At 65.7% G+C, this 25,852-nt stretch carries 23 protein-coding genes; 8 read left to right on the top strand and 15 right to left on the bottom strand.

What is annotated here, in order from left to right; genetic code table 11:
* Positions 1-61: 61 nt before the first annotated feature.
* The 7 genes from OSH10_RS21500 to OSH10_RS21470 form a co-directional block, all read right to left on the bottom strand.
* Positions 62-1,660, bottom strand: a complete 1,599-nt coding sequence (locus tag OSH10_RS21500) for an ABC transporter substrate-binding protein (protein WP_266334567.1) — start codon at positions 1,658-1,660, stop codon at positions 62-64.
* Between the two features lie 4 nt (positions 1,661-1,664).
* Positions 1,665-2,321, bottom strand: coding sequence for a helix-turn-helix domain-containing protein (locus OSH10_RS21495; RefSeq protein ID WP_266334565.1), 657 nt, complete (start codon positions 2,319-2,321; stop codon positions 1,665-1,667).
* A 432-nt stretch (positions 2,322-2,753) separates the two neighbouring features.
* A complete protein-coding gene (gene recJ / locus OSH10_RS21490) occupies positions 2,754-4,568 on the bottom strand; it encodes a single-stranded-DNA-specific exonuclease RecJ (protein ID WP_266334563.1) in 1,815 nt (604 codons plus the stop codon).
* A gap of 10 nt (positions 4,569-4,578) precedes the next feature.
* Complete coding sequence (glpX, locus tag OSH10_RS21485; RefSeq protein ID WP_266334561.1) at positions 4,579-5,580, bottom strand: class II fructose-bisphosphatase; 1,002 nt, start codon at positions 5,578-5,580, stop codon at positions 4,579-4,581.
* A 15-nt stretch (positions 5,581-5,595) separates the two neighbouring features.
* Positions 5,596-6,921, bottom strand: a complete 1,326-nt coding sequence (locus tag OSH10_RS21480; RefSeq protein ID WP_266334559.1) for a homoserine dehydrogenase — start codon at positions 6,919-6,921, stop codon at positions 5,596-5,598.
* Positions 6,922-6,945: 24 nt separating this feature from the next.
* On the bottom strand, positions 6,946-8,166 hold the full coding sequence (locus OSH10_RS21475; protein WP_266334557.1) for an LL-diaminopimelate aminotransferase: 1,221 nt from the start codon (positions 8,164-8,166) through the stop codon (positions 6,946-6,948).
* Between the two features lie 90 nt (positions 8,167-8,256).
* Entirely contained in the window at positions 8,257-8,610 is a 354-nt protein-coding gene (locus OSH10_RS21470) for a hypothetical protein (RefSeq protein WP_266334555.1), read from the bottom strand.
* 178 nt (positions 8,611-8,788) lie between these two features.
* On the opposite strand from OSH10_RS21470, the gene OSH10_RS21465 reads away from it, so the two are divergent.
* Entirely contained in the window at positions 8,789-10,621 is a 1,833-nt protein-coding gene (locus OSH10_RS21465; RefSeq protein WP_266334553.1) for a PHA/PHB synthase family protein, read from the top strand.
* A 209-nt stretch (positions 10,622-10,830) separates the two neighbouring features.
* Here OSH10_RS21465 and OSH10_RS21460 read toward each other — a convergent pair whose 3' ends face one another.
* The 4 genes from OSH10_RS21460 to OSH10_RS21445 all read right to left on the bottom strand — a co-directional run bounded on the left by OSH10_RS21460 (position 10,831) and on the right by OSH10_RS21445 (position 13,972).
* A complete protein-coding gene (locus OSH10_RS21460; RefSeq protein ID WP_266334551.1) occupies positions 10,831-12,117 on the bottom strand; it encodes an O-acetylhomoserine aminocarboxypropyltransferase in 1,287 nt (428 codons plus the stop codon).
* 160 nt (positions 12,118-12,277) lie between these two features.
* Positions 12,278-12,706: a CoA-binding protein gene (locus OSH10_RS21455; RefSeq protein WP_266334549.1), complete on the bottom strand. Its 429-nt coding sequence runs from the start codon at positions 12,704-12,706 to the stop codon at positions 12,278-12,280.
* 4 nt (positions 12,707-12,710) lie between these two features.
* Positions 12,711-13,526, bottom strand: coding sequence for an SH3 domain-containing protein (locus OSH10_RS21450; RefSeq protein WP_266334547.1), 816 nt, complete (start codon positions 13,524-13,526; stop codon positions 12,711-12,713).
* Positions 13,523-13,972: a VOC family protein gene (locus OSH10_RS21445; protein WP_266334545.1), complete on the bottom strand. Its 450-nt coding sequence runs from the start codon at positions 13,970-13,972 to the stop codon at positions 13,523-13,525. Before OSH10_RS21445 ends, OSH10_RS21450 begins: the two co-directional genes overlap by 4 nt.
* Positions 13,973-14,675: 703 nt before the next feature.
* Here OSH10_RS21445 and rplM point away from each other — a divergent pair.
* The 4 genes from rplM to gfa all read left to right on the top strand — a co-directional run bounded on the left by rplM (position 14,676) and on the right by gfa (position 17,483).
* Positions 14,676-15,140: a 50S ribosomal protein L13 gene (gene rplM, locus OSH10_RS21440; protein ID WP_266334543.1), complete on the top strand. Its 465-nt coding sequence runs from the start codon at positions 14,676-14,678 to the stop codon at positions 15,138-15,140.
* A 2-nt stretch (positions 15,141-15,142) separates the two neighbouring features.
* Positions 15,143-15,613, top strand: coding sequence for a 30S ribosomal protein S9 (gene rpsI / locus OSH10_RS21435; RefSeq protein ID WP_266334541.1), 471 nt, complete (start codon positions 15,143-15,145; stop codon positions 15,611-15,613).
* A 155-nt stretch (positions 15,614-15,768) separates the two neighbouring features.
* The gene (gene argC / locus OSH10_RS21430) at positions 15,769-16,719 is read left to right on the top strand and encodes an N-acetyl-gamma-glutamyl-phosphate reductase (RefSeq protein ID WP_266334539.1); all 951 of its coding nucleotides are present in this window, start codon (positions 15,769-15,771) and stop codon (positions 16,717-16,719) included.
* A 188-nt stretch (positions 16,720-16,907) separates the two neighbouring features.
* Positions 16,908-17,483, top strand: coding sequence for an S-(hydroxymethyl)glutathione synthase (gene gfa / locus OSH10_RS21425; RefSeq protein WP_266334537.1), 576 nt, complete (start codon positions 16,908-16,910; stop codon positions 17,481-17,483).
* 16 nt (positions 17,484-17,499) lie between these two features.
* On the opposite strand, the gene OSH10_RS21420 is transcribed toward gfa, so the two are convergent.
* Genes OSH10_RS21420 through OSH10_RS21405 form a run of 4 tightly spaced genes read right to left on the bottom strand, consistent with a single transcriptional unit; the run spans position 17,500 to position 20,730 of the window.
* Entirely contained in the window at positions 17,500-17,850 is a 351-nt protein-coding gene (locus OSH10_RS21420) for a VOC family protein (RefSeq protein ID WP_266334535.1), read from the bottom strand.
* 11 nt (positions 17,851-17,861) lie between these two features.
* Complete coding sequence (locus tag OSH10_RS21415) at positions 17,862-19,058, bottom strand: BaiN/RdsA family NAD(P)/FAD-dependent oxidoreductase (protein WP_266334533.1); 1,197 nt, start codon at positions 19,056-19,058, stop codon at positions 17,862-17,864.
* A complete protein-coding gene (locus OSH10_RS21410; protein WP_266334531.1) occupies positions 19,055-19,816 on the bottom strand; it encodes a pseudouridine synthase in 762 nt (253 codons plus the stop codon). The genes OSH10_RS21415 and OSH10_RS21410 overlap by 4 nt, the downstream gene beginning before the upstream one ends.
* Positions 19,813-20,730 carry a class I SAM-dependent methyltransferase gene (locus OSH10_RS21405; RefSeq protein ID WP_266334529.1) on the bottom strand — a complete coding sequence of 306 codons (918 nt, stop codon included), beginning with the start codon at positions 20,728-20,730 and terminating at the stop codon, positions 19,813-19,815. Before OSH10_RS21405 ends, OSH10_RS21410 begins: the two co-directional genes overlap by 4 nt.
* Positions 20,731-20,831: 101 nt before the next feature.
* Between OSH10_RS21405 and recG the strand changes: the two genes are divergently transcribed.
* The 3 genes from recG to OSH10_RS21390 all read left to right on the top strand — a co-directional run bounded on the left by recG (position 20,832) and on the right by OSH10_RS21390 (position 25,691).
* A complete protein-coding gene (gene recG, locus OSH10_RS21400) occupies positions 20,832-22,940 on the top strand; it encodes an ATP-dependent DNA helicase RecG (protein ID WP_266334527.1) in 2,109 nt (702 codons plus the stop codon).
* Between the two features lie 51 nt (positions 22,941-22,991).
* Positions 22,992-24,770: a chloride channel protein gene (locus OSH10_RS21395; RefSeq protein ID WP_266334525.1), complete on the top strand. Its 1,779-nt coding sequence runs from the start codon at positions 22,992-22,994 to the stop codon at positions 24,768-24,770.
* Positions 24,771-24,896: 126 nt separating this feature from the next.
* Positions 24,897-25,691: an outer membrane protein gene (locus tag OSH10_RS21390; RefSeq protein ID WP_266334523.1), complete on the top strand. Its 795-nt coding sequence runs from the start codon at positions 24,897-24,899 to the stop codon at positions 25,689-25,691.
* Positions 25,692-25,852: the final 161 nt, after the last annotated feature.

The following is a 25,852-nucleotide window of genomic DNA, read 5'->3' as shown; positions in this document are numbered from 1 at the left end:
AGGCTCGCGGGCGCGCGCCCAAGGAAGGCGCCCGCGAGCCGGATCGGAGGAAGGCGGCGCCTTACGGCGCCATCTCCATTTCGCGGAAAGAGAAGGAGTAGCCCGACAGCGCATAGCGATGCGCATCATCCGACAAGGCCGGCACCGTCACCGCCTTGCGGGCCGGGAACACGGCGACCTGGTCATAGGCATAGATCGTCGGGGCGAGGTCGCGCAGGCGCTGGCTCAGATCCTCGTAGATCTTCTGCCGCTTGGCCGGATCGACTTCGGCGCGGCCGGCTTCGAGCAGCTTGTCGACTTCCGCGTCCTGCAGGTATTCCGGCGACTGCCAGGTGCCCTTGGCCGAGGAATGGTAGGTGTTGAACAGCAACGAATCCGGATCCGGCGTCGTCGCGCTGTTGAAGATCTGCGAGATGTTCGGCGTCGTCTCGGGCTTGGTCACCATGTCGGTGAACAGCGCCCAGGGCACCCGCTTCACTTCCGGCTTGAAGCCGAGCTTGGAGAAATTCGCCTGCATCAGCAGGGCGAAACGCTCTTCCAGCGGCACCTCGGCGATCCAGGAGATCTCCAGCGGCGTCTCTTCCGGCTTGTACTTGCACTGCGCCAGTTCGGCCTTGGCCTTCTCCAGGTCCTGCGCGTAGTTCGGAACCTCGCTGGAGGAACCGAGCATGCCATGCGGGATCGGGCCGTTCGCCGGCTTGCCGAGAGAGACGGTATCGCTCACCGCGACCATCTTGGCAGCGGTCGCATAATCGAACGCATAGGTAAGCGCGCGGCGGCAATGGACGTCGTCGAGCGGCGCCTTGGCCGTGTTCAGCTTGATGTAGAAGACGTTGGTGCCGGTTTCGGTCAGCAGCTGCATGGTGTCGTCGGCCGCGAGCGCCTTGGCGACTTCCGGCGGCAGCCACTGCGAGCCGATGTCATGCTCGCCCTTGGACAGCAGCGCGCGGACGGTCGAGGCCTCGAGGCCGTAGCGGAAGCGGACCTTGTCGGGTGACTTCGGCGTCGCGCCGAGGAAGTAGCCCGGGAACTTGGCGAGCGCCGTCTCCGACTGCGGGTTCTGCGTCTCGACGAGATAGGCGCCGGAGCCGGCGTCGTTCGCCGACAGCCAGGCTTCCGAATAATCGCCGAATGCGCCGTACTTGCCGGCGGCCTGATGCTGCCTGGCGAGCTTCGAATCGAGGATCGGCAGGCGGACGAGCGCCGACAGGAAAGGCGCGTAAGGGCCCTTCAGCGTGAACTTGACCGTCTTGGCATCGACGGCCTCGGCCTTCTCGACATCCTCGACGAACAGGTTGGAGAAGCCCTGCCCGAGCGCGATCATGCGGTCGAAGGAATAGACGACGTCGTCCGCCGTCAGCTTGTTGCCCGAATGGAACGTGACGTCGTCGCGCAGCGTGAAGGTGTAGACATTGCCATCGACCGTCCAGCTCGACGCCAGATGCGGCTGCATGCCCGGCTTGCCCGCCGTCGGCACGACCAGCGTGTCATAGACGTTGAACATCAGGATCGAGTCGGCATAGTCCGACGCCTTGCCCGGATCGAGCTCGCCAACCGGCGCCTCGTCGAGGCGAAGGACCGTCTCGGCAAAGGCCGGCGCCGTGCTCAGGGCCGTCGTCGAAAGCGCCGCCAGCAGCAGCGTTGCACGCAACATCTTCATCTTGTTACCTCGTTTCACCCTCGGCTATGTCGTTCGCAGCGCTGTTGTCCTGGCTCTTGGCGAGATCCGGCGCCCCGGCATGGGACGGCCCGCGATGGCGGGGTGTATCCGAGAAGAGTTGCTGCGTTCCGACAGAAAGAACCTCGGCGACATGATCCGCGGGGTTGTGCACCCGGTGCGGACGATGAGCCGAGAAATGCAGGGTATCGCCTGCATGCAGTTCGTAGATGGTCTCGTCGATCACATAGCGGATCGAACCGCTCAGCACATAGACGACCTCCTCCCCCTCATGCGACGAGGTCTCGGAGAGATAGCGTGGCGGCACGTTCATCTTGACGGCGTTGAGCATCTGGCCCGGAAACGTCGTCGAAAGCCGCTCATACGAAATCCAGGCCGGATTGATGCCGTATGTCACCCTGCCCTCGCGCCGGGACACCGCGTTCGGCAGGTCCGGCTGATGCAGCAAGGCGCTCACCGGCAGGTCGAGCGCCTTGGCGATCGTGACCAGCGAGGATAGAGACGGCGTGGTGATATCGCGCTCGACCTGACTCAGGAAGCCGATCGAAAGACCCGTCGCCTCGGCCACCCGTTGCAGGGTGAGCCGGCGCTGCTTGCGCGCGTCTCGGATCTTCAATCCTACTTTCAAGGGATCGCTGCTCATGCCGGTTCTCCCCGCCGCTTCTAACGGCGTTGCAATTATTTCACCATAGCTAAAATCTTAAGGCAAGATTCTTCGCCCGCGTCGTCATACGGCCTTGTTCCGCCGACCGGTTTGGCACTGTCGCTTGATCGACCGGCAGAACGGCATGCCTGGTACATTCCTGTCCCCAGTTCCCGGCGAACGGATCAGGGGCGGCGCCCGACTATGCGTCACACACTCGGCGCCCGACAGGGCGAGGGAGCGGTGGTCGAGAAACGCCACAATCCATGCGTGTAATTGGAACGACTCTCAATCAGGACGGATTTAGTTCATCAGTCTGATGAAAGAAATGCAACCATGATGATGAGACGCGCGGCAGGGTTGTCCAAGGCGGTGAAAACGGACCGGCCCGATGACGCAGGGCTAACGGGGCGTTAACGCGAAAGGGCGCCGTTAACGCAGCGGCTGTGGCTGCGCGACGTCGAGAATGCGGAAGCTCGATTGCCGCCTGCCCTGCCAATGATCGATCGACAGCGTTCCGGCGACATGCAGCGGCCGGCCGCGGGACCCGAGCAGCATGCGGCCAAGATCATTGTCGGCGGCGCGGAAAGCGATCGCCTTCAAGTTCTGGTCGCCACCGGAAAGCGTGACCTTCACATGGCCATTGCCGACGGTATCGGCATAGCCGACGATATGGGCCGGCAGCGCGAAGACCGGCTCGGCATGTCCCGAGCCGAACGGCCCCGCCTTCTCCACCATGTCGATGAAATCGGGCGTGGCGGCGCGCGCCGTCAGCGCACCGTCGACCAGAAGCTGGTCGGCCTGGCGCGCGCGACGCGAGGCTTCCGCCGCCCCGGCCTCGAGAAAGGCGCGGAATTCCGCGAATTTCGACGGTTCGATGGTGAGGCCCGCCGCCATGGCGTGCCCGCCGCCCTTGACCAGGAGCCCCTGCTCGACGGCGCCGCGAACCAGCCCGCCGAGATCGACGCCGGCCACCGACCGGCCCGAGCCGGTACCGAGCCCGTTCGGCATCAGGGCGATCGCGAAAGCGGGACGGCGGAAGCGCTCCTTGAGGCGCGCGGCGATCAGGCCGACGATCCCGGGATGCCAGCGATCGCTGGCGGTGACGATGACGGCCGGCCCCTCGCCGGAGCCGATCTCGGCATCGGCTTCGGCGATCGCCTCTTCCAGCATCGAAGTTTCAATGGCTTGGCGCTGCTTGTTGAGATCGTCCAGTTCGACGGCAATGCGCTCGGCCTCGGCGGGATCGTCGAGCGACAGCAATCGGGCGCCCAGCGCCGCGTCGCCGATCCGGCCGCCGGCGTTGATGCGGGGCCCGAGCAGGAAGCCAAGATGATAGGGCGCAACCGGCGCGTCGATGCGTGCGGCCCGTGACAGCGCCGCCAGACCCGGATTGGCCCGGCGGCGCACCGCCAGCAGGCCCTTGGTGACGAAGGCTCGGTTGAGGCCGATCAGGGGAACGACGTCGCAGACCGTGCCGAGCGCCACGAGATCGAGCCATTGCAGCAGGTCCGGCTCCGGCCGGCTTGGGCCATACCAGCCGCGCTTGCGGAGTTCGCGGTTGGTGGCGACGATCGCCAGGAAGGTGACGCCAACGGCGGCGAGATGGCCAAGGCCGGAGAGATCGTCCTGGCGATTGGGATTGACCACGGCGAGCGCCGGCGGCAGCTCCGCGCCCATCTGGTGGTGGTCGAGCACGACGGCGAGCCGGCCGAGATCGCGCGCGACCGCCAGCGATTCATGGCTCGTCGAGCCGCAATCGACGGTCACGATCAGCTGCGCGCCCTCTTCGACGAGGGTGCGGATGGCGTCGGGATTGGGGCCGTAGCCCTCGAAGATGCGGTCGGGAATATAGATGCGGGTCTCGACGCCCTGATGGCGCAGGAAGCGGGCCAGCAGCGCCGACGACGTTGCGCCATCGACGTCATAGTCGCCGAAGATCGCGACATGCTCGCCGGCTTCGACCGCATCGGCAATGCGCGATGCCGCGGCATCCATGTCGGTCAGGACCGAAGGGTCCGGCATCAGCCGGCGGAGGCTCGGATCGAGGAAATGCGCGGCATCGTCGAGCGCGATGCCCCGCCCGGCCAGCACCCTGGCGACGAGCTCGGGGATCTCATGGCGCTGGGCCATGGCGGTTGCGACCAGGCTCGAGGCCGCATCGACCCGTTCGGTCCAGCGGCGCCCAGTCACGGATCCTTCTACGCCCAGAAAGGCGCGCCGTGCGTCGCTGGATGACATGGACATGGGAGCTGGATCAGCCCTCGTTGTCGAACTTTTCGAGATCGCGATGCGTCGCCTTGATCCAGCGAACCGTGCCGGAGGACGAACGCATGACGACCGTGTCGGTGGTGATCTCGCCATTGCGGGCGAAACGCACGCCGGAAAGCAGGTTGCCGTCCGTGACGCCGGTTGCCGCGAACAGCACGTCGCCGCGGGCCATCTCGTCATGGGTGAACTTCTTATCGAAGTCCTTGACGCCCATCTTCGCCGCGCGCTCGCGCTGGGCGTCGGACTGCGTCACCAGGCGGCCCTGCATCTGGCCACCGATGCAGCGAAGCGCCGCCGCGGCCAGCACGCCCTCGGGCGCGCCGCCGATGCCGAGATAGATGTCGATGCCGGTCTCGTCGGGATTGGTGGTGTGGATGACGCCGGCGACGTCGCCGTCACCGATCAGGCGGAGCGCCGCGCCGGTGGCGCGCACGTCCTCGATCAGCTTGGCGTGGCGCGGACGGTCCAGGATGCAGGCGGTGATCTCGTTGACCGGAACGCCCTTGGCGGCTGCCAGCGCCTGGATGTTTTCCATCGGCGAGGCGTCGAGGTCGACCACGCCGGTCGCATAGCCGGGTCCGATGGCGATCTTCTGCATGTAGACGTCGGGCGCATAGAGCAGGCTGCCACCCTCGGCGATCGCGATCACGGCCAGCGAGTTGGGCTGGTTCTTGGCGCAGATCGTCGTGCCTTCGAGCGGATCGAGCGCGATGTCGACGCGCGGGCCAGAGCCGCGACCGACCTTCTCGCCGATATAGAGCATCGGCGCCTCGTCGCGCTCGCCCTCGCCGATGACGACGGTGCCTTCGATCGGCAGACGGTTGAGCTCGCGACGCATGGCGTCGACGGCTGCCTGATCGGCCGCCATTTCGTCGCCGCGGCCCCGCCAACGCGCCGCCGCAACGGCCGCGCGCTCGGTAACGCGCACCAGCTCCAGCGTCAGGATCCGGTCCAGACCCGCTGCCTTCGCATTCCCCGTCATCGCCATAGTGCTGCTCCGCTCTCAGGCCAGTTGTTCAATGCGTATCATTTGCGGCTGCTCCGCAATATGACCATCCGCCGTAATCCGATCGAGCGCTTCCTTGACCTGCGACTCGGTGGTCTCATAGGTGATGAGCATAACCGGTTGCGGCTCGAGCGGCTGCAGATGCTCCGGCGCATCGGCCTTCGGCGCGCGCCGCCGCTGGACGATCGATTCGAGCGAAATGCTGTATTCGGCCATACGCTTGGCGATGGCAGCGAACGCGCCGGGCCGGTCGTAGACGGCAAGGCGGATGTAATAGCCGCCCGCATGCGCCCGCATCACGGCCTGCTGGTAGGGCTGCAGCGTATGGGCGGGGCGACCGAACGTGCCGACCACGTCGCCACGCGCCAGATCGGCGATGTCGCTCATCACGGCCGAGGCCGTGGCGTCGCCGCCGGCGCCGGGACCGGAGAGCACCAGCCTGCCGACGAAATCCGCTTCCACCGCCACCGCATTGGTAACGCCGTCGACACGCGCGATCGGCGAGGATTTCGGCACCATGGTCGGATGAACGCGCTGCTCGATGCCGCTGTCGGTGCGCGTCGCCACGCCCAGAAGCTTGATGCGGTAGCCGAGTTCGTCCGCCGCCTCGATATCGGCGGTCGTGATCGAACGGATGCCCTCGACATAGATGGCATCGGAATTGATCTCGGTGCCGAAGGCGATCGCCGTCAGCAGCGCCAGCTTGTGGGCGGTGTCGAAGCCATCGACGTCGAAGGTCGGGTCGGCCTCGGCATAGCCAAGGCGCTGGGCCTCGGCGAGGCAGGCGTCGAAGGCGATGCCTTCCCGCTCCATGCGCGTCAGGATGTAATTGCAGGTGCCGTTGAGGATGCCATAGACGCGGCTGACACGGTTGCCGGCAAGCGACTCCCGCAGGGTCTTGATGATCGGAATGCCGCCGGCAGCGGCGGCCTCGAAATTCAGCGAGACGCCGTTGTTCTCGGCGCGACGCGCGAGCTCGGTGCCGTGCTTGGCCAGCAGCGCCTTGTTGGCGGTGACGACATGCTTCTTGGCGTCGAGGGCCGCGCGCACCGAATCGGCGGCCGCGCCGTCCGCGCCGCCCATCAGTTCTACGAAGACGTCGATGTCAGGCGACTGCGCCAGCGACATCGGATCGTCGAACCAGGTCACGGTGGAAAGGTCGAGGCCGCGATCGCGGAAGCGATCGCGGGCCGTCACGGCAGTCACGACGACCGGCCGGCCGCAGCGCAGCGCCAGTTCATTGGCATGGCGCTGCGTCAAACGCAGCAGGGACGCGCCGACGGTGCCGAGACCGGCGACGCCCAGCCGAAGTACTTGATTCATATAACCGCCCCAGAGGGGCCCGGCTTATCGCCGGGCGCTGCTGATAGGGACGACGTTGTGCAACGTTTTGTCCGCTGTTTCAAGGAAGCGACGGACATTGCGCGCGGCCTGACGAATGCGCTGCTCGTTTTCGACCAGGGCGATGCGAACATAGTCATCGCCATGTTCGCCGAAGCCGACGCCGGGCGCGACGGCCACATCGGCCTTCTCGATCAGAAGCTTCGCGAATTCCAGGCTTCCCAGCGGCTTGAAGGCGTCGGGAATTGGCACCCAGGCAAACATCGAGGCGCGCGGCGCGGGAATCTGCCATCCGGCGCGGCCGAAGCTGTCGACCAGCACGTCGCGGCGATGCTTGTAGATCTGGCGCATCTCCTCGATGCAATCCTGCGGGCCGTTCAGCGCGGTGGTGGCCGCGACCTGGATCGGCGTGTAGGCGCCGTAGTCGAGATAGGATTTCACCCGCGACAGCGCGGCGATCAGGCGCTCATTGCCGACCGCGAAGCCCATGCGCCAGCCGGCCATGGAATAGGTCTTCGACATCGAGGTGAACTCGACGGCGACGTCCATGGCGCCCGGGACCTGCAGGATCGAGGGCGGCGGAACGTCATCGAAATAGATCTCGGAATAGGCGAGGTCCGACAGCACGAACAGCTCGTGCTTGCGGGCGAAGGCGACGACATCGCGATAGAAATCGAGATCGGCCACATGCGCCGTCGGATTGGACGGATAGCAGAGCACGACGGCGAGCGGCTTCGGGATGGAGTGCATGACGGCACGTTCCATCGCGTGGAAGAATTCAGGGCCGGGCTCGACCGGCACGGAACGGATCACACCACCGGCCATCAGGAAGCCGAAGGCATGGATCGGATAGCTCGGGTTGGGTACGAGAATCACGTCGCCGGGCGCCGTGATCGCCTGCGCCATGTTGGCGAAGCCTTCCTTGGAGCCGATCGTGGCGACGATCTGCGTGTTCGGGTCGAGCTTCACGCCAAAGCGGCGATCGTAATAGGCGGCCTGAGCCTTGCGCAGGCCGTTGATGCCGCGCGACGCCGAATAGCCGTGCACGTCGGGACGCGCCGCCGTTTCGGCGAGCTTCTGGACAATATGCGCCGGGGTCGGAAGGTCGGGATTGCCCATGCCGAGATCGATGATATCGGCGCCCGCGGCTCGAGCGCTCGCCTTAAGCCGGTTGACCTGCTCAAAGACGTATTGCGGCAGACGCCGCACGCTGTGGAACTCGCTCATGACTCCGAATCCATCTTTCCTGGATAGTCGTTATGCGCCTCACCTGGCGCGGGGCGGTTCTACACCGAACCGCCGTCTATGAAAGCACCCTTATTGCGGGCATTTCGTGGCGTCTGCGCCAGGCTCGCCGCATCGCTCCTGAATTTCGGAGAGCGTCTTGTTGGCATGCGTGGCGGCGGCCTTCTCCAAGGCCGCATTGGTGGTGGCACTATGCTGCCGCGCGGCCTCGGCGGTGCGCGGGTCGTTGCGCGCGCCCTTGGCCTTCAGGCTCGCCGTGGCGCTCTGCAACTCCGCCGGCGTCATCAGCTTGCCGGGCGGCTCGCCCCCGGCGACATTGATGTTGGGAAACACGCCCGGACGGTCCAGCTCGGGATCGGGCGAATTGTCCAGCGTCTTGGAAAGCTGCTGCGAGCATGCCGCCAGAGAGACGGCAAGGGCCAGCATGAGGACGAGCGACGCGGAACGGGACCGCTTGATTCCGGACGGATTCATCATGAACTCATTGTGGTAAGCGGGTCGATAGCATGCGCATCATATCCCTGTGAGCGCGAAGCTATTACACTCCGCGCGTCGGGGAAAGCAGCGCCGCCTTCCCGATCGCAGAATGGCATTCGGGGATACGATGGCCAAAGACAAAATCGGAAGCGACGGCACCAGCTCCGGCAGTGCGCCGATCAGCCTGATCATCAAGGACCCCGAGAAATTCGCCCAGAACATCGCCAAGATGATCGAGGGCATGACCCGGGCCGCGAACGCCTTCCTGAAGCCGCGCGAAGACGGCAAGCTCTCCGCGGATCTCACCGACGAGATCGCCGAGATCGTTCGCACGCTGGCCAAGGTGATCGAGTACTGGACGGCCGAGCCTGGCCGCAGCATTCAAGCGCAATCAAAGCTTTACGGCCAATATTTCATGCTTTGGACGAGCATGATGCAGCGCATGTCCGGCGTGCCCATGCCGCCGGTGGTCGAGCCCGATCCGCGCGATCGCCGCTTCAAGGACCCACAATGGTCGGAGAACCAGTTCTTCGATTTCGTGAAGCAGTTCTACCTGATCACGACGCGCTGGGCCGAGCAGATGGTCGACGACGCCATCGACCTCGACCCGCATGTCCGGCTGAAGGCCGGCTTCTACATCCGGCAGATCGCCAATGCGATCTCGCCGTCGAATTTCCTGTTCACCAATCCTGAAATCCTGCGCGACACGCTCGATTCGAGCGCCGACAACCTGGTGCGCGGCATGGACATGCTGGCCGAGGACATCGCGGCGGGCAATGGCGAACTCATCATCCGCCAGTCGGACAATTCCCACTTCGCCATCGGCAAGAACCTCGCCCTTTCACCGGGCAAGGTCATCCTGCAGAACGAGGTCTGCCAGTTGATCCAGTACAAGGCGGCGACAACCGAGGTGTTGAAACGGCCTCTGCTGATCGTGCCGCCCTGGATCAACAAGTTCTACATCCTCGATCTGAACCCTGAAAAATCCTTCGTCAAATGGGCGGTGGAGCAGGGCCATACCGTGTTCGTCGTCTCCTGGATCAATCCGGACGAACGCCAGGCGGAGAAGAGCTTCGAGCACTACATGCGCGAAGGCATCCTCGAATCGGTCGATACGATCCAGAAGATCACCGGCGAGAGCGAGATCAACGCCATCGGCTATTGCGTCGGCGGCACGCTGCTCTCGTATACGCTCGCCTACATGGCCGGCGCCGGCGACACGCGGATCGCCTCGGCGACGCTGTTCGCCACGCAGGTCGACTTCACCCATGCCGGCGACCTCAAGGTCTTCATCGACGAGGAGCAGATCGAGGCGGTCGAGAAGAAGATGAGCGTGCGCGGCTATCTGGAGGGGAAGAACATGACCTCCTCCTTCAACATGCTGCGCTCGAATGACCTGATCTGGTCCTATGTCGTGAACAACTATTTCCGCGGCAAGGAACCGATCCCGTTCGACCTGCTCTACTGGAATTCCGACGCCACGCGCATGCCGGCGGCGAACCATTCCTTCTATCTGCGCAACTGCTATCTCGACAACAAGCTGGCGAATGGCGAGCTGTCGGTCGGCGACAAGGCGCTGTCGCTCGGCGACGTGACCATCCCAATCTACAATCTCGCCACCCGTGACGATCACATCGCGCCGCCGCGCTCGGTGTTCTACGGATCGTCCTTCTTCGGCGGGCCGGTAACCTTCGTGCTGGCGGGATCCGGCCATATCGCCGGCGTCATCAACCCGCCCTCGCGCGGCAAGTACCAGTACTGGACCGGCCCCGCGCCGAAGGGCGACGGGCTGGACGACTGGCTCGGCCATGCCAAGGAACATCCGGGGTCGTGGTGGCCGCATTGGCAGGCCTGGATCGAGCAGCAGGACGACCGCCGCGTGAAGGCACGCACCCCCGGCGGCCGCAAGGTCAAGGCGATCGAGGACGCGCCGGGCAGTTATGTCAAAGTCATGGCCTAGCCTGGGCGCTTCCTGACGAAGGAAAGCCCCTCACCCTACCCTTTCCCGCGAGCGGGCGAGGGTTTTCGGCCGGTGCGCGTCCCCAGGCATGAGTCGTTTCCGACTGCCTTATCAAGGTGAGCGCAGCGCATCGACCGGGTCTGCAGAACTCCCTCTCCCGCCGCGCGGGAGAGGGTTGGGGTGAGGGTCTACCCCACGCAAAAAGCAGATCAGGTGCCGGCGAGCGCCTGCTCGAGATCGGCGATGATGTCTTCCTTGTCCTCGATGCCGATCGACAGGCGGACGACATCGGGACCGGCGCCGGCCTTCGTCTTCTGCGCATCGTCCAACTGGCGATGCGTGGTCGAGGCCGGGTGGATGATCAGCGAGCGCGTGTCGCCGATATTGGCGAGATGCGAGAACAGCTTGACCGTCGAGACAACCTTGACGCCGGCGTCATAGCCGCCCTTGAGGCCGAAAGTCAGCACGGCGCCCGCGCCCTTGGGAACGTAGCGGCGCGCAAGGTTGTGGTAGCGGTCGCCCGGAAGGCCGGCATAGCTGACCCAGGCGACGGCCGGATGGTCGATCAGATATTCGGCGACGGCGCGGGCATTGTCGGAATGCTTCTGCATGCGCAGCGGCAGGGTCTCGATGCCCGTCAGAATCAGGAAAGAGTTCTGTGGCGAGATCGCGGGCCCCAGATCGCGCAGGCCGAGCACGCGACAGGCGATGGCAAAGGCGAAGTTGCCGAACGTCTCGGCCAGCACGACGCCATTATATTCGGCCAGCGGCTGCGACAGCTTGGGATAGCGCGCCTCGCGGGTCCAGTTGAAGCGACCGCCGTCGACGATGACGCCGCCCATCGAATTGCCGTGGCCGCCGAGGAACTTGGTCAGCGAGTGCACGACGATATCGGCGCCATGCTCGAATGGCTTGCAGAGATAAGGCGTCGCGAGCGTGTTGTCGACGATCAGCGGGACGCCGGCGCGCTTGGCGACCGCGGAAATCGCTGCGATGTCGACGACGATGCCGCCCGGATTGGCGATCGACTCGATGAAGATCGCCTTGGTCTTCGGGGTGATCGCCCGCTCGAAAGAGGCGATATCGTCGGGATCGGCCCAGACGACGTTCCAGCCGAAGCTCTTGAACGAGTGGTTGAACTGGTTGATCGAGCCGCCATAGAGCTTGGTCGAGGCAATGAACTCGTCGCCGGGCTGCAGCAGGGTGTGGAAAACCAGAAGCTGCGCGGCGTGACCGGAGGCGACGGCAAGCGCGGCGGTGCCACCCTCCAGCGCCGCGACGCGCTCCTCGAGCACGGCGGTCGTCGGATTGGTGATGCGCGTATAGATGTTGCCGAAGGCCTGCAGGCCGAACAGCGACGCGGCATGGTCCACATTGTCAAAGACGAATGCGGTCGTCTGGTAGATCGGCGTGATGCGCGCGCCCGTGGTCGGGTCGGGCTGGGCGCCGGCATGGACGGCCAGCGTTGCAAAACCGGGAAGCCTGTCTTCGGACATTCGTGTCTCCTCCACTCTCGTTCTTGATGGGTATGGCCGGATCGATCGTCGGACCTACACGGATAGCGCGGTAGCGCCGCAAATCGCAGCCATACGTTTCGCCGGGAGCAGCCTCCCGGCGAATATTCATCCGCTGCGGCGGCTTCGGCCGCAAAATCCCTCAACCGATCAGGCGTGGTCGCTCGATCGCGGGGCAGCGGTCCATGACAACCTGGACGCCCCTCGCCTCCAGCCGGGCCGCCTCGACATCGTTGCGGATGCCGAGTTGCAGCCACATCACCCTGGGCAGAACCGGCAGCGCGAGGATCTCGTCGACGACGCCGGCGATCGCATCGGAATTGCGGAAGACGTCGACCATGTCGATCGCGACCGGCACGTCGGCCAGGCGCGGATAGACCATACGGCCGAACAGTTCCCGTCCGGCGATGCCCGGATTGATCGGATAGGTCTCGTAGCCCGCACGCGTCAGATAGCCCAGCACGCCATGGCTGGCCCGGGCCGGATTGGGGCTCGCGCCGATCAGCGCGATGGTCCGGGTGGCCGTCAGGATGCCCCGGAGGTAATCATCGTCATAATGATCGTGGTTCATAGGGTCAGAGACCCGGAACGATGACGGCGGTGACCATCCACTTGCCCTCGATCTTGCCATAGCAGACGCTGGTCGCCTGGAAGCCGAGCGAGATGTCGTTGGTCGAATATCCGAGCTTGCCGGAGGGAAGCGCCACCGAGTACCAATCGGCGGTGCCGTCCTCGCCGTCGACCGAACCCTCGATGAACGGCACGATCGTGCCGGCAGGGAGCTTCGTCAGCACCGGCGATGTCTCGGTCGGCTTCTCGTGGAACTCCGTGTCCTCGGACAGGATCCAGAGGTTGCCGGCGGGAACGCCTGCCGCCTCGGCAATGGCCAGCGCCTTGTCACGGTCGAAGATCGGCTCGGCCGGCGAGCAGATCGCGCCCCTCGCCGTCTTGGAATGGCCGATGGTCCCCGAATCCAGCGCATTGCCGAACAGGTCGACGACCAGGCCGTCGAGATCCTCGCGGCTGTAATCGACGTCGCCGGTGGACGACATGGTCGCCGCGCTGTCCAGCCGCTCGTCGCCCGGGCGCTTCTCCGGATCGGGCAAGGCATCGGCCGGCGTCGCGTCCGGGAAGCCGATCATCGGCGAATAGATCTTCACCTCTGGTGCCGCGCTCGCCTTCAGCGTCGCCACGTCGCCGGTCGAAATCGCCACCTTCAACGTTTCGATCAGAGCCTTGAGATCGGCGTCGTCGGTGCCGGTCGTATCATAGGTGACGGCGAGCGCTTCATAGGGCTTCGGCTGGATCGCCGGATCCTCCGCCGCGAAGGCTGTCGATCCGAAGAAAGCCAGCATCGCGCAAGCGGCCGAGCTGCAAAGAAGGTTCTTCATGATTGTGGACCTGGCAGTGCGAGGCGACCGGCCTCGTCGAACGGGAAGAATGGATTGTAGGCCACCTCCCAGAGATGGCCATCCGGATCAGAGAAATAACCGGAATAGCCGCCCCAGAACACTTTGGTGGCCGGCTTGACCAGTCGCGCGCCGCAGTTCTCGGCATGCGCCAGCGCCGCATCGACCTCGGCTTCGCTCATGACGTTGTGCGCCAGGGTGATGCTGCGAAATCCGTCGCCCGCCGGCGCGACATTCGCGTCGTCCGCAAGCGCATTGCGCTGGAACAGGGCCAGCACGACGCCGGAGAGCTGGAAAAATGTGATCGCCTCCTGGCTTGCGGCCGAGGCCTGCCAGCCGAGCGACTCATAGAATGCACGTGCCTTGGGCACGCTGGCGACACCGAGCGTCACAATGCTGAGCCTGGGTGCGAGGCCTGCTTCCGTCATATTGTCTTCCCCGTCACGATTGGGCCGACAGCATAGCCGATCGCCCGGCGCGGTACAGATGCCGTTGCGGTCATGCCACCCTTGGCGGAGCGCGCAATCGGCCGGAAACCGGCCCGTTCCATCGCGGGCCGCCGGCAGGAGAGCGACAATCCGCCCCTCTGTCGATACGGCAGCCCCGTGACAGTTCCAAGGCAGCGGCGGACGGCCGCGGCCCCGGACGGCGCCCTCGCCTTCAGCTCGTCGCCACGATGAAGGCGCCCGTCGCAAAGAGCAGCACAACCAGGATTCCCCACTTCACGAGCGGGTGCTTCCAAACCGTCCACATCGTCCAATCCCCCAATATTGCCACGTAAAGCCGCCAATCCGGCCCGATGCGACTCCCATACCATGCTTCGTGCCTGCCGCCGCCCCCATCCTGGTTCAATCCACCAGCCGGAGGTTCGCCGGCCCACGTTTGCCGCCAAAAGTGAGATTCTTCGGCCTGCAAGCATGCCTGAGGATGTCCGAAATCTCGTTCCGCTAGAGGTATAATAATACCATATATATAAGCTATTGATTTCGCTATGATAATCCGCGCGTCATCGTTTTCTGCGCGCTTGACGGAATCTGTGGCGCAGGCTACACACCGGCACGATCGATGGGACCGTGTGTCCCGTTGCCGCTAATCCTGCCCGAACGGGGCACGAGAAAACGAGTTCAACCAATGAGCACAATTTCCACCAAGCCGGCGGACGTCGTGAAGAAGTGGATTCTGATCGACGCTGAAGGGCTGGTCGTTGGCCGCCTCGCCAGCATCGTGGCGAACCGCCTTCGCGGCAAGCACAAGGCCAGCTTCACGCCGCACGTCGATGATGGCGACAACGTCATCATCATCAACGCCGAGAAGTGCGTCTTCACCGGCGCCAAGTACACCGACAAGCGGTACTACTGGCACACCGGCTATATCGGCGGCATCAAGGAGCGCAGCCCGCGCCAGATCATCGAGGGCAAGTTCCCCGAGCGTGTTCTGGAGAAGGCCATCGAGCGCATGATCCCCGAGGGTCCGCTTGGCCGTCGCCAGCTGAAGAACCTGCGCGTCTATGGCGGTTCAGAGCATCCGCACGAAGCACAGCAGCCCGAGACGCTCGACGTCGGCGCCCTGAATGCCAAGAACAAGAGGATTGCCTGAACATGGCTGATCTCCAGTCCCTCCAGGACCTCGCCGTCATCTCGACCGAGAACGCGGCACCTGTCCATGTGCAGAAGCTTGACGCCCAGGGCCGCGCCTACGCGACAGGCAAGCGCAAGAACGCCATCGCTCGCGTCTGGATCAAGCCGGGCACCGGCAAGATCGTCGTGAACGGCAAGGAATACCGCGGCTACTTCGCTCGCCCGGTTCTGCAGATGCTCGTTCAGCAGCCGATCGGCGTCGCTTCGCGCACCGACCAGTACGACATCAACGCCACGGTTGCTGGCGGCGGTCTCTCCGGCCAGGCCGGCGCGCTCCGTCACGGCATCTCGAAGGCGCTGACCTATTACGAGCCCGAGCTGCGCGGCGTCCTCAAGAAGGGCGGCTTCCTGACCCGCGACAGCCGCGTCGTCGAGCGCAAGAAGTACGGCCACGCCAAGGCCCGCCGCAGCTTCCAGTTCTCGAAGCGCTAATCGGCGTCCACGCGACGTTTTCGAAGGGGCGCTTCGGGCAACCGCAGCGCCCTTTTTCTATGCGCGTCTGTCTTATTGCGGTTTCACGACCGTGCGAGATCCTTGCGGGTGGCGATGATGCCCCCATCTACTGATGCCCGAACGGAGGCGAGCCCATGGTATCCACGGTCTTCATCGACGGCGAAGCCGGCACGACGGGTCTGCAGATCCGCCAGCGCCTGGAAGGCCGCGACGACATCCAGCTGCTGTCGATCGCGCCCGAGCGTCGCAAGGAGACGGCTGCCAGGGCCGAGCTGCTGAACGGCGCCGACGCCGTCATCTTGTGCCTGCCGGACGCAGCCGCCAAGGAGGCCGTGGGGCTGATCGACAACCCCGACGTCAAGGTGATCGATGCGTCGACCGCCTACCGGACGGCGGCAGACTGGACCTATGGCTTCGCCGAACTCGACAAGGCGCAGCGCGCCAGGATCGCCGCCTCGACGCGGATCTCCAATCCCGGCTGCTATGCGACCGGCGCGATCGCGCTGCTGCGCCCACTGGTGTCCGCAGGTCTCCTGCCCGGCTCCTGGCCGGTGACGATCAATGCCGTCTCCGGCTATTCCGGCGGCGGCAAGTCGATGATCGCGGAGTTCGAAGATCCGAACGCCGCGAACTATACCCATGAGAATTTCCGCATCTACGCGCTGCCGCTGCAGCACAAGCATGTGCCGGAGATCCAGAAGCACGGCCAGCTCGACCTCCGTCCGATCTTCGCGCCGGCCGTCGGCCGCTATGCGCAGGGCATGATCGTCGAGATCCCGCTCCATCTGGACGCGATCCCGGGCAAGCCGTCGCTGGCTGCGCTGAACGACGCCCTCTCGGCCCACTATGCCGGCGAGCGCTTCGTTACCGTGGCGAGCCTAGCGGAGTCCGGCGCGATGACCGGCCTGGATCCCGAGGGGCTGAACGGCACCAACCGGATGAAGCTCTTCACCTTCGGCACAGAAGGCGCCGGGCAGGCCCGTCTCGTCGCCCTGCTCGATAATCTCGGCAAGGGCGCGTCGGGCGCCGCCGTGCAGAACCTGAACCTGGTTCTCGGCCTGGACGAAGCCAGCGGCCTCAACTAGAGGGGCGCTCCGGGCTCCCGTTTTGACGGCCATGTCGTTCCGGCGACATGGCCGTTTTCGCTTCGGCCGTGACGCGCATCCCGCCGAATTCGACGGGCATGACGCGCGCAGCGGTTTCCTTGACGCTACGTCAGCGCTACCTTCGATCGATCCGGATCCTCCGGCAAGAACGAACGAGGGAGCCTGAAATGCCTGCCACGGTCCTTCTCCATCCCACGATCGATCACGGCATCCGCAAGGGCGCCGATGATTTCGCTGGCGGAACACTCGTCTGCCATTGCCTCGACAAGCCGGTGAAGGTCGAGATCCAGGGGCAGGTCGCGCATAACCATGCCTGCGGCTGCACGCAGTGCTGGAAGCCGGAAGGCGCGATCGTCTCGGTTGTCGGCGTGGTACCGACCGATCATGTGAAGGTCGCTGCCAATGGCGACAAGCTGGCGGTGGTCAACCCGGCCGCCACCATCCTGCGCCATGCATGCCAGGTTTGCGGCGTGCACATGCACGGCCCTGTCGAGAAGGATCACGCCTTCCGGGGGCTCTCCTTCGTGCACACGGAGCTGTCACGCGAGGAGGGCTGGCAGGCGCCGCAATTCGGCGCATTTATCTCGTCGCTGATCGAGGGCGGCGTGAAGCCGGACCGCATGGGCGCGATCCGCTCCCGCATCCGCGAGCTTGGCCTGGAGCCCTATGACTGCCTTTCGCCGCCGCTGATGGACGCGCTGGCGATCTTCGCGGCGAAGAAGTCCGGTGTTCTGGTCGAATGACGCCTGCCCAAGGATCTCAGGCGTGGCTGAGAATGTTCACCAGCCGGCCGAACGGATCGCGCACATAGAAGCGCCGCACGCCCCACGGCTCCGTCGCAGGGCCATATTCGATCGGGAGGCCGGCGCCGCGAATGCGAGCCAGCACAGCGTCGAGATCGTCCACCTCGATGGAGAGATCCGGCACGGCGGTGCCGGATCCGCCTTCGCGGGCGATGCTCACCTGCGGGGTGGTGGCGATATCGCTCGCGAAACTGACGATCCAGCCATGGTTCATGACGATCTCCATGCCGAGAATGTCGCCGTAAAAGGCCTGAGCACTTGCCGGATCCTGGGCCGCGATATTTGCCACGATGCGCCGGACCGCCATGGAATCTCTCCCTACGCCGCCTGCCCCGCCACCCAGCCGGATGACCAGGCCCACTGGAAATTGTAACCGCCGAGCCAGCCGGTGACATCAACGACCTCGCCGATGAAATAAAGGCCGGGGACTTCCCTGGCTTCCATCGTCTTCGGATCCAGCTCGTTGGTGTCGACACCGCCCAGCGTCACCTCGGCCGTGCGATAGCCCTCTGAACCCGACGGCTTGACGCGCCAGGCATTGATCGCCGCCTCGACGCGGCGCAATGCCTTGTCGGAAAAGTCGGCGAGATTGCCTGGCCCCTTCTCGTCCTCGGCGATCAGTTGCGCCAGCCGCTTCGGCAGCAGCGTCGCCAGCACCGTATGCAGCGCCTGCTTGCCGCGCTCGGCCTTGGCCGCCTTCAGCGTCGCGAACACGTCTGTCTCCGGCAGCATGGAGAGCGTGATCTCGTCGCCCTCGCGCCAGTAGGACGAGATCTGCAGGATCGCCGGGCCGGAAAGGCCGCGATGCGTGAACAGCATTGCCTCGGCGAACCGCGTCTTGCCGTGCTGGGCGACCGCGTCGACGGCGATGCCGGCAAGCGGCTCCAGCCGCGCCAGCGTGGCGGGATCGAAGGTCAGCGGCACCAGACCCGGACGCGTCTCGACCAGCTTCAGGCCGAACTGGCCAGCGATCTCATAGCCGAAGCCGGTCGCTCCCATCTTCGGGATCGACTTGCCGCCGGTCGCGATCACCAGCGACTTGCAGACGACGTCGCCCGTGGAGAGCGCCACCCGGTAGCCGCCATCGACCCGATGCTCCACCCGCTTGATGGTGGTGCCCAGCCGCAGCTCGACCCCGGCCCGCAGCATCTCGGACACCAGCATTTCGATGATCTGCTTGGCGGAGCCGTCGCAGAACAACTGGCCCAGCGTCTTCTCGTGATAGGCGATGCCATGCCGCTCGACGAGGGCGATGAAATCGCGCTGCGTGTAGCGCGACAGCGCCGAGATGCAGAAGCGCGGGTTCCGCGACACGAAGTTCTTGGCCGAGGCGTGAATGTTGGTGAAGTTGCAGCGGCCGCCGCCGGAAATGCGGATCTTGTCGCCGGCCGAGGGCGAATGGTCGATGATGGCGACCGAGCGGCCGCGCTTGCCCGCCTCGATGGCGCACATCATGCCGGCAGCACCGGCGCCGAGCACGACGACGTCGTAAAATTTCGATCCGGGAAGCGTCACACTGAGGCTCCGAACACCGCGTCGATGTCAGCGGGAGTCAACAGGCGGTACGAACCGGCCTCCAGATCGCCAGGCAGCTCGAGCAGGCCGATCCGGTCGCGATGCAGCGCCACGACATGGTTGCCGACAGCGGCGAACATGCGGCGGACCTGGTGATAGCGCCCTTCATGCAGGGTCAGCGTCGCCTGCTTCGGGCCCGAGGATTCCATCTCGGCCGGCAGCAGCGGCTTGTCGTCGCCCTCGAGCAGCAGCCCGCCGGCGGCGAATATCTCGGCCTCGTCGCCATTCAGCGGCCGGTCCAGCGTCACCTGGTAGCGCTTCGGCACATGATGGCGCGGCGAGATGATGCGGTGGAGCAGCGCGCCGTCATCGGTCATCAGCAGCAGGCCCGACGTCTCCTTGTCGAGACGGCCGACCGTGGAGATGACGGGATCGCGGCGACGCCAGCGTTCCGGCAGCAGCGAATAGACCAGCGGGCCGCTCTCCTTGTGCGAGCAGGTCACGCCGAGCGGCTTGTGGATCATCAGCGCCATGCCGGGCGCCGGGTCCAGCGGCTCGCCCGCGACGGTCATGCGGGTGACCAGATCCGGCTTCACGTAGATGTGCTGCGCCGGATCGGTCTCGGCCTCGCCATCGAGGATGACCCGGCCGCCCTGGATCAGGCCCTGAACCTCCCGACGCGAGCCGTAGCCGAGATTGGCGAGCAGCCGGTCGAGCCGCGCGGAGGGGAAGGCCTGCTTGCCGCCGGGCTTGCTCATTTGCGCGCCTCATAGACTTTGAAGCCATCGGCTTCGACGACCAGCACGGCGCGGGCGAACAGGTCCTTCAGGTGATCCTCATAGGGCAAATGCCGGTTGGCGGTCAGCCAAAGGCGGCCGCCCTTGCGCAGGCTTTCGGCGGCGCGGCGGACGAAGGACTGGCCGAGCGAGCGATCCTCGGCGCCGCCATCATGGAAGGGCGGGTTCATCACGATGAAATCGAGCCCTTCGGGAATCGTTCCGGCCTTGCGCACGTCCGCCCAATGGATGCTGGCGCGCGGATCGGTGATGTTCTTCGCGGCGGCCTCGACGGCGCGCCGGTCGATATCGACCATGTGCAGCGCCTCGACGGTCGGCATGGCGAGCACGGCGCGCGCGAGATAGCCGACGCCGCAGCCGAGATCCGCGCCGCGTCCGGAAAGCTGCGGCAGGTGCTTCAAGAGCAGCGCGCTGCCTGGATCGACGCGGTTCCAGGAGAAGACGCCCGGCTGCGACCAGAGGCCCGTTTCCTCGACCTGTCGCGGCGCGCCGTCGTCGATCGGCGCCTGGAGCGCGGACAGGTCCGTGGGCCGGGTCGAGACACAGATGCGGTGATGCCGCAGCGCCGTTTCCTCGAATTCGCAGCCAAAGGCCTTCAGTTCCTTGGCGAGCCGCGAGCCGCCCTTGTCCTTCGGCGCCATCACCGTCAGCTGGCCGCCCGGCCGCAGCGCGCGCAGCGCCTGGGCGATATCGTGTCGCCTTTCGATCGTGCCGGGCGGCGCCAGCATCACCATGGCCGCGAGCGAACCTTCCGGCTGGCGCTCCAGCGCCGGGCTCCCGGGCAGCAGCGGCGAAAACTGCACCGCGTCGCGGGGCACGTCCGCCAGTTCCGCCGGGGGGTTGCCATAGACGCCGGTTGTTGCTTCTTGGGTCATCGATCTCTCACGCACAATTTGTGCTGTTCCTACCCTGCCCGACGCCATGGCGAAAGGTTGGCGGGACGTTCTAATCTCCCGGCCAGGAGAATCATGCCCCGATGCGCCCCGAAATCCTGAATCCGCTGTTCCGCCCCGTCACGAGTCTGACCGGCGTCGGCCCCAAGATCGGCGAGGCCATGGGGCGGTTGCTGCTGGGTGGCGACGCACCGGAACCGCCGCGGGTGGCCGATCTTCTGCTGCATATCCCCGTGGGCCTGATCGATCGCCGCAACCAGCCGGGCATCGCGCTGTCGCCGGAAGGCGCGATCGTCACGCTCGAGGTGCGCATCGACCGCCATCTGCCGGCGCCGCGCGGCAACAAGCGAATCCCCTACCGGGTCATGGCGCATGACGACACCGGCGAAATCGCACTGGTCTTTTTCCGCGCCGAGCAGACCTTCCTCGAACGCACCATGCCGGTCGGCGAGACGCGCTTCGTCAGCGGCAAGGTCGAGTGGTTCAACGGCCGGCCGCAGATGGTCCATCCCGATCATATTGTCGACCGCGAGGCGTTCGAACAATTGCCGATGGTCGAGCCGGTCTATCCGATGACGGCCGGGCTGGCGCGCAAGACGCTGGGACGCGCCATGCGCGGCGCCCTGGACAGCCTGCCAGACCTGCCGGAGTGGCAGGATCCGACGCTGATGTCGCGCCAGCGCTGGACCGGCTTCAAGCCGACGCTGGAGACGGTGCACGCCCCCACGACGCCGGCCGAACTCGCGCCCGAGGGGCCGGCCATCAGCCGCCTCGCCTATGACGAGTTCCTCGCCAACCAGCTTGCCCTGATGCTGACGCGCGCCAATCTGCGCCGCGCCACCGGCCGGGCGCGGATCGGCGACGGGCGGATGCGCCGCGCCATCACCGCCGCCCTGCCCTTCACGCTCACCGGCAGCCAGCAGGCCGCGATCGCCGATATCGAGAAGGATCTCGCCTCCGGCGAGCGCATGCTGCGCCTTTTGCAGGGCGATGTCGGCTCGGGCAAGACCATGGTCGGCCTGATGGCGGCGGCAACCGTCATCGAGGCAGGCAGCCAGGCCGCGCTGATGGCGCCGACCGAACTGCTCGCCCGCCAGCACGCCAAGACGCTTCAACCGCTCGCCGACGCCGCCGGCATCCGCATGGCGATCCTCACCGGCCGCGAAAAGGGCCGCGAGCGCGCCGAGATCCTGGCCGGGCTGGACGATGGCAGCATCGATCTCGTCGTCGGCACCCATGCCGTGTTCCAGGCCGGCGTCGAGTTCCGCGACCTGGCACTGGCCATCGTCGATGAACAGCACCGTTTCGGCGTGCATCAGCGCCTGGCGCTTTCCGCCAAGGGAGCCGCCACCGACATCCTCGTCATGACGGCGACGCCGATCCCGCGCACGCTCGTCCTGACCGCCTTCGGCGACATGGACGTGTCCAAGCTGCCGGACAAGCCGGCCGGCCGCCAGCCCATCGAGACCCGGACGGTCCCGCTCGAGCGGCTCGACCAGGTGGTCGAGCGCATCCGCGCCGCGATCGCAGAGGGGGCCAAGGCCTATTGGGTCTGCCCACTGGTGGAAGAATCGGAAGAGGTCGACGCCGCCGCCGCGCAGGATCGCTTCGTCGACCTGCAGCAGGCGCTCGGTCCGGTCGTCGGCCTGGTCCACGGCCGCATGAAGGCGGCCGAGAAGGACGAGGCGATGCAGCGTTTCCAGCGCGGCGAAACCCGGATCCTCGTCGCCACCACGGTGATCGAGGTCGGTGTCGACGTGCCGGATGCGACCATCATGGTGATCGAGCATGCCGAGCGCTTCGGCCTCGCCCAGCTGCACCAGTTGCGCGGCCGGGTCGGGCGCGGCTCGAGAGCCTCGACCTGCCTGCTGCTCTACAAGGGACCGCTCGGCGAAGTGGCGCATGACCGGCTCGCCATCATGCGCGACACCGAGGACGGCTTCCGCATCGCCGAGGAGGATCTTCGCCTGCGCGGCGAGGGCGAACTGCTCGGCACCCGCCAGTCCGGCACCCCGGGTTTCAAGATCGCCCGGTTCGAACACCACGCCAACCTGCTCGAAATCGCCCGTGACGATGCGCGCCTGATCGTCGAGAAGGATCCAGCGCTACAATCGCCACGCGGCAAGGCCTTGCAGCTGCTGCTCTATCTTTTCGGCCGCGATGAGGCGATCAAGCTGTTGCGCGCCGGCTGAGACAACACGCGCGACGCTTTTGACGGCAGGAGCGCCAATTGAACGGCCAGCATGGGCATCGCGACTGACATGGGACTTTCCACCCTCCCCGAACGCGCCATGAGCCGCGCCCGCGCCCTGATCCGGACGCGGGAGCCCTCGCTTCTGATCGTCGCGGCTGTCATTGGCTGTCTCGCCGGCCTCGCCGTGACCGTGATGAGCCGGATGGCGCAATGGCTGCACGTGGTGCTGTTCTCGATCGAGCCGGATGGCTTCCTCAGCGCCACCGCGATGATCTCGCCCCCCTGGCGGGCGGCGGCCACGGCGGGCGGCGGCCTGCTGCTCGGCGCGCTTTTCCTTCTCTTCTTCCGCCGGGCCCGCCAGATCGTCGACCCGATCGAGGCCAACGCGCTGCATGGCGGGCGGATGTCGCTGCGCGACAGCCTGCGCGTCGCCCTCGAGGCGATCATTTCCAACGGTTCGGGCGCTTCGGTGGGCCTCGAGGCTGGCTATACCCAGGTCGGCAGCGCCATGGCGTCGCGCATCGGCCAGCGGCTGCACCTGCGCCGCACGGACCTGCGCACCGTCGTCGGCTGCGGCGCCGCCGGCGCCATCGCCGCGGCCTTCAGCGCGCCATTGACCGGAGCCTTCTACGGCTTCGAATTGATCATCGGCGTCTATACGGTCGCGAACATCGCGCCGGTGATGACCGCGGCGATCGCCGGATTCCTCGTCGCCCAGGGCTTGGGCGCCGCAGCCTACACCATCGAGGTGCCGAAGGCGCTGGCGCTGCATGCGGTCGACTATCCGCCCTATCTGCTGCTCGGCGTCATCGCGGGCTTCGCCGCCATCGGCATCATGCGATTGGTGACCCTGGTCGAGGTGATCTTCCAGAAGAGCCGGCTGCCGCGCGCCATCCGCCCTGCCATCGGCGGCGCGATCATCGGCGGTCTGGCGCTCTATAGCCCGCAGGTGCTCGCCGCGGGCCATGGCGCGCTGCATCTGAACCTGGTCGAGGTCGTGCCGGTCGGCCTGCTCGTGACGATCCTTCTGCTGAAGATCGCCGGCGTTTCGATTTCGCTCGGCTCGGGCTTTCGCGGCGGCATGTTCTTCGCGTCGCTGTTTCTCGGCGTCATCGTCGGCAAGCTGTTCGCGATCGCCGTCACCTGGCTTGCCCCGTCCGCCGGCATCGACCCGGTGGCCGCCGCGATCGTCGGCATGAGCGCGCTCGGCGTCGGCATCGTCGGCGGGCCGCTCACCATGACATTCCTGGCGCTGGAGGCGACCGGTGACCTCGCCATCACCGGCATCGTGCTCGCCGCCTCGATCCTGTCCGCCATCACGGTTCGCGAGTTCTTCGGCTATTCCTTCTCGACCTGGCGTTTGCATCTACGCGGCGAAACGATCCGCAGCGCGATCGACGTCGGCTGGCTGCGCGGCCTCACGGTTGGCCGCATGATGCGAACCGACGTGCGCAGCGTGCTCGCCACCATGCCGGTCGACGCCTTCCGCAGCCTGTTTCCGCTCGGTTCGACCCAGCGCGTCGTCGTCACCGACACCGATGGCCGTTATGCGGGCATCATCCTCGTCGCGGAGATCCATTCGAACCCGGTCGAAGGAACGGAGGCGACAATCGAATCCTTCTGCCGCCAGCCCGAGAAGATGCTGTTTCCCAGCATGAGCGCCCAGACCGCGGCCAAGGTGTTCGACGAGTCGGAGAGCGAAGAACTGGTCGTCGTCGACGACGCGTCGAGCCGGCATGTCATCGGGCTGCTGACGGAGGCGCACCTGTTCCGGCGCTACGCGGAAGAGCTCGACAAGGCGCGTCGCAGTCTCGCGGGCGAGGCGTAGCACCACCCGTCGCGGCAACATTGCGTCAACCATATAGTCTCGCGATTAATATCGTTGCCTTAGTGCAACAGCATTTCGATCGAGTTTTGCTACGATGGATTCACAATCCCGCTGGTGGAGCTCATCATGACCGCTTCGAAGTTTGCCCTGCTTGCCACGACCGTGCTCATTGCTTCTCCCGCCCTGGCGGCCGACCTGACCTATGAGCCCGCGGCCCCTGTGGCAGTCGCCGCACCCTTTTCCTGGACGGGCTTCTATGTCGGCCTGAACGCCGGCTACGGCTGGGGTGACATCGACACGACCGAGAACTCTATGACCACGACCGGCCCGCTCGTCGGCCTTAGCCCCGGCAACTTCACACCGGCCGCGACGTTCCTTGGCGCCGACAGCTCGGCCAGCGCCGATGGCATCCTGGGCGGCGCACAGATCGGCTACAATTATCAGGTTGGTACCTGGGTGTTCGGCGCGGAAGCCGATTACCAGGCTGCGGACATCAAGAGCTCGGACAGCTTCCTGGGTTCGCCGCAGGGTCCCTACTACCAGACCTCGGCTGAGTTGCAGTCGTTCGGCACGCTGCGCGCGCGCGTCGGCTACGCCATCGACAATGTGCTGATCTATGGCACGGGCGGTCTCGCCGTCGGCCAGGGCAAGGCCGGCCTCACCATCCAGGGCGGCGTTCCCGGTGGCTTCACCGGTCCGGAATATTCCCAGACGGACACCAAGACCATGGTCGGCTATGCCATCGGCGCCGGCGCGGAATGGGCGATTGCCCACAGCAACTGGTCGGTCAAGGCAGAATATCTCTACACCGACTTCGGCTCCAAGACCTTCGACTTCGATTTCGGCGCCGCCGGCAGCGCTTCGAGCCGCGGCGAAATTGACGCCAGCATCGTGCGCGCGGGCCTGAACTACCGCTTCTGATCGCGACGCGATCCCATGTGAAAGGCCCGGTCGTGACCGGGCCTTTCTTGTAGATAGATCTAGAGCCTTTCGTCGTTTCTCTGAAACGGAGAAAGGCTCTAACTCCTTGTGGGATCGCGTTTTCTTCACGCGAACCGGTACCCACTTCGCTCGAAAACGCT

This window comes from Kaistia defluvii (assembly GCF_026343955.1).
GTDB classification, from domain to species: Bacteria; Pseudomonadota; Alphaproteobacteria; order Rhizobiales; family Kaistiaceae; genus Kaistia; species Kaistia defluvii.
Note: the sequence above shows the minus strand (reverse complement) of the source record. Positions and strands in the feature narration are given on the sequence as shown.

Excerpts from the sequence above, each read along its gene's own strand:
- OSH10_RS21500 (WP_266334567.1), bottom strand. The coding sequence starts at position 1,660 with ATGAAGATGTTGCGTGCAACGCTGCTGCTGGCGGCGCTTTCGACGACG.
- OSH10_RS21495 (WP_266334565.1), bottom strand. The coding sequence starts at position 2,321 with ATGAGCAGCGATCCCTTGAAAGTAGGATTGAAGATCCGAGACGCGCGC.
- recJ (WP_266334563.1), bottom strand. The coding sequence starts at position 4,568 with ATGTCCATGTCATCCAGCGACGCACGGCGCGCCTTTCTGGGCGTAGAA.
- glpX (WP_266334561.1), bottom strand. The coding sequence starts at position 5,580 with ATGGCGATGACGGGGAATGCGAAGGCAGCGGGTCTGGACCGGATCCTG.
- OSH10_RS21480 (WP_266334559.1), bottom strand. The coding sequence starts at position 6,921 with ATGAATCAAGTACTTCGGCTGGGCGTCGCCGGTCTCGGCACCGTCGGC.
- OSH10_RS21475 (WP_266334557.1), bottom strand. The coding sequence starts at position 8,166 with ATGAGCGAGTTCCACAGCGTGCGGCGTCTGCCGCAATACGTCTTTGAG.
- OSH10_RS21470 (WP_266334555.1), bottom strand. The coding sequence starts at position 8,610 with ATGCTGGCCCTTGCCGTCTCTCTGGCGGCATGCTCGCAGCAGCTTTCC.
- OSH10_RS21465 (WP_266334553.1), top strand. The coding sequence starts at position 8,789 with ATGGCCAAAGACAAAATCGGAAGCGACGGCACCAGCTCCGGCAGTGCG.
- OSH10_RS21460 (WP_266334551.1), bottom strand. The coding sequence starts at position 12,117 with ATGTCCGAAGACAGGCTTCCCGGTTTTGCAACGCTGGCCGTCCATGCC.
- OSH10_RS21455 (WP_266334549.1), bottom strand. The coding sequence starts at position 12,706 with ATGAACCACGATCATTATGACGATGATTACCTCCGGGGCATCCTGACG.
- OSH10_RS21450 (WP_266334547.1), bottom strand. The coding sequence starts at position 13,526 with ATGAAGAACCTTCTTTGCAGCTCGGCCGCTTGCGCGATGCTGGCTTTC.
- OSH10_RS21445 (WP_266334545.1), bottom strand. The coding sequence starts at position 13,972 with ATGACGGAAGCAGGCCTCGCACCCAGGCTCAGCATTGTGACGCTCGGT.
- rplM (WP_266334543.1), top strand. The coding sequence starts at position 14,676 with ATGAGCACAATTTCCACCAAGCCGGCGGACGTCGTGAAGAAGTGGATT.
- rpsI (WP_266334541.1), top strand. The coding sequence starts at position 15,143 with ATGGCTGATCTCCAGTCCCTCCAGGACCTCGCCGTCATCTCGACCGAG.
- argC (WP_266334539.1), top strand. The coding sequence starts at position 15,769 with ATGGTATCCACGGTCTTCATCGACGGCGAAGCCGGCACGACGGGTCTG.
- gfa (WP_266334537.1), top strand. The coding sequence starts at position 16,908 with ATGCCTGCCACGGTCCTTCTCCATCCCACGATCGATCACGGCATCCGC.
- OSH10_RS21420 (WP_266334535.1), bottom strand. The coding sequence starts at position 17,850 with ATGGCGGTCCGGCGCATCGTGGCAAATATCGCGGCCCAGGATCCGGCA.
- OSH10_RS21410 (WP_266334531.1), bottom strand. The coding sequence starts at position 19,816 with ATGAGCAAGCCCGGCGGCAAGCAGGCCTTCCCCTCCGCGCGGCTCGAC.
- OSH10_RS21405 (WP_266334529.1), bottom strand. The coding sequence starts at position 20,730 with ATGACCCAAGAAGCAACAACCGGCGTCTATGGCAACCCCCCGGCGGAA.
- recG (WP_266334527.1), top strand. The coding sequence starts at position 20,832 with ATGCGCCCCGAAATCCTGAATCCGCTGTTCCGCCCCGTCACGAGTCTG.
- OSH10_RS21395 (WP_266334525.1), top strand. The coding sequence starts at position 22,992 with ATGGGCATCGCGACTGACATGGGACTTTCCACCCTCCCCGAACGCGCC.
- OSH10_RS21390 (WP_266334523.1), top strand. The coding sequence starts at position 24,897 with ATGACCGCTTCGAAGTTTGCCCTGCTTGCCACGACCGTGCTCATTGCT.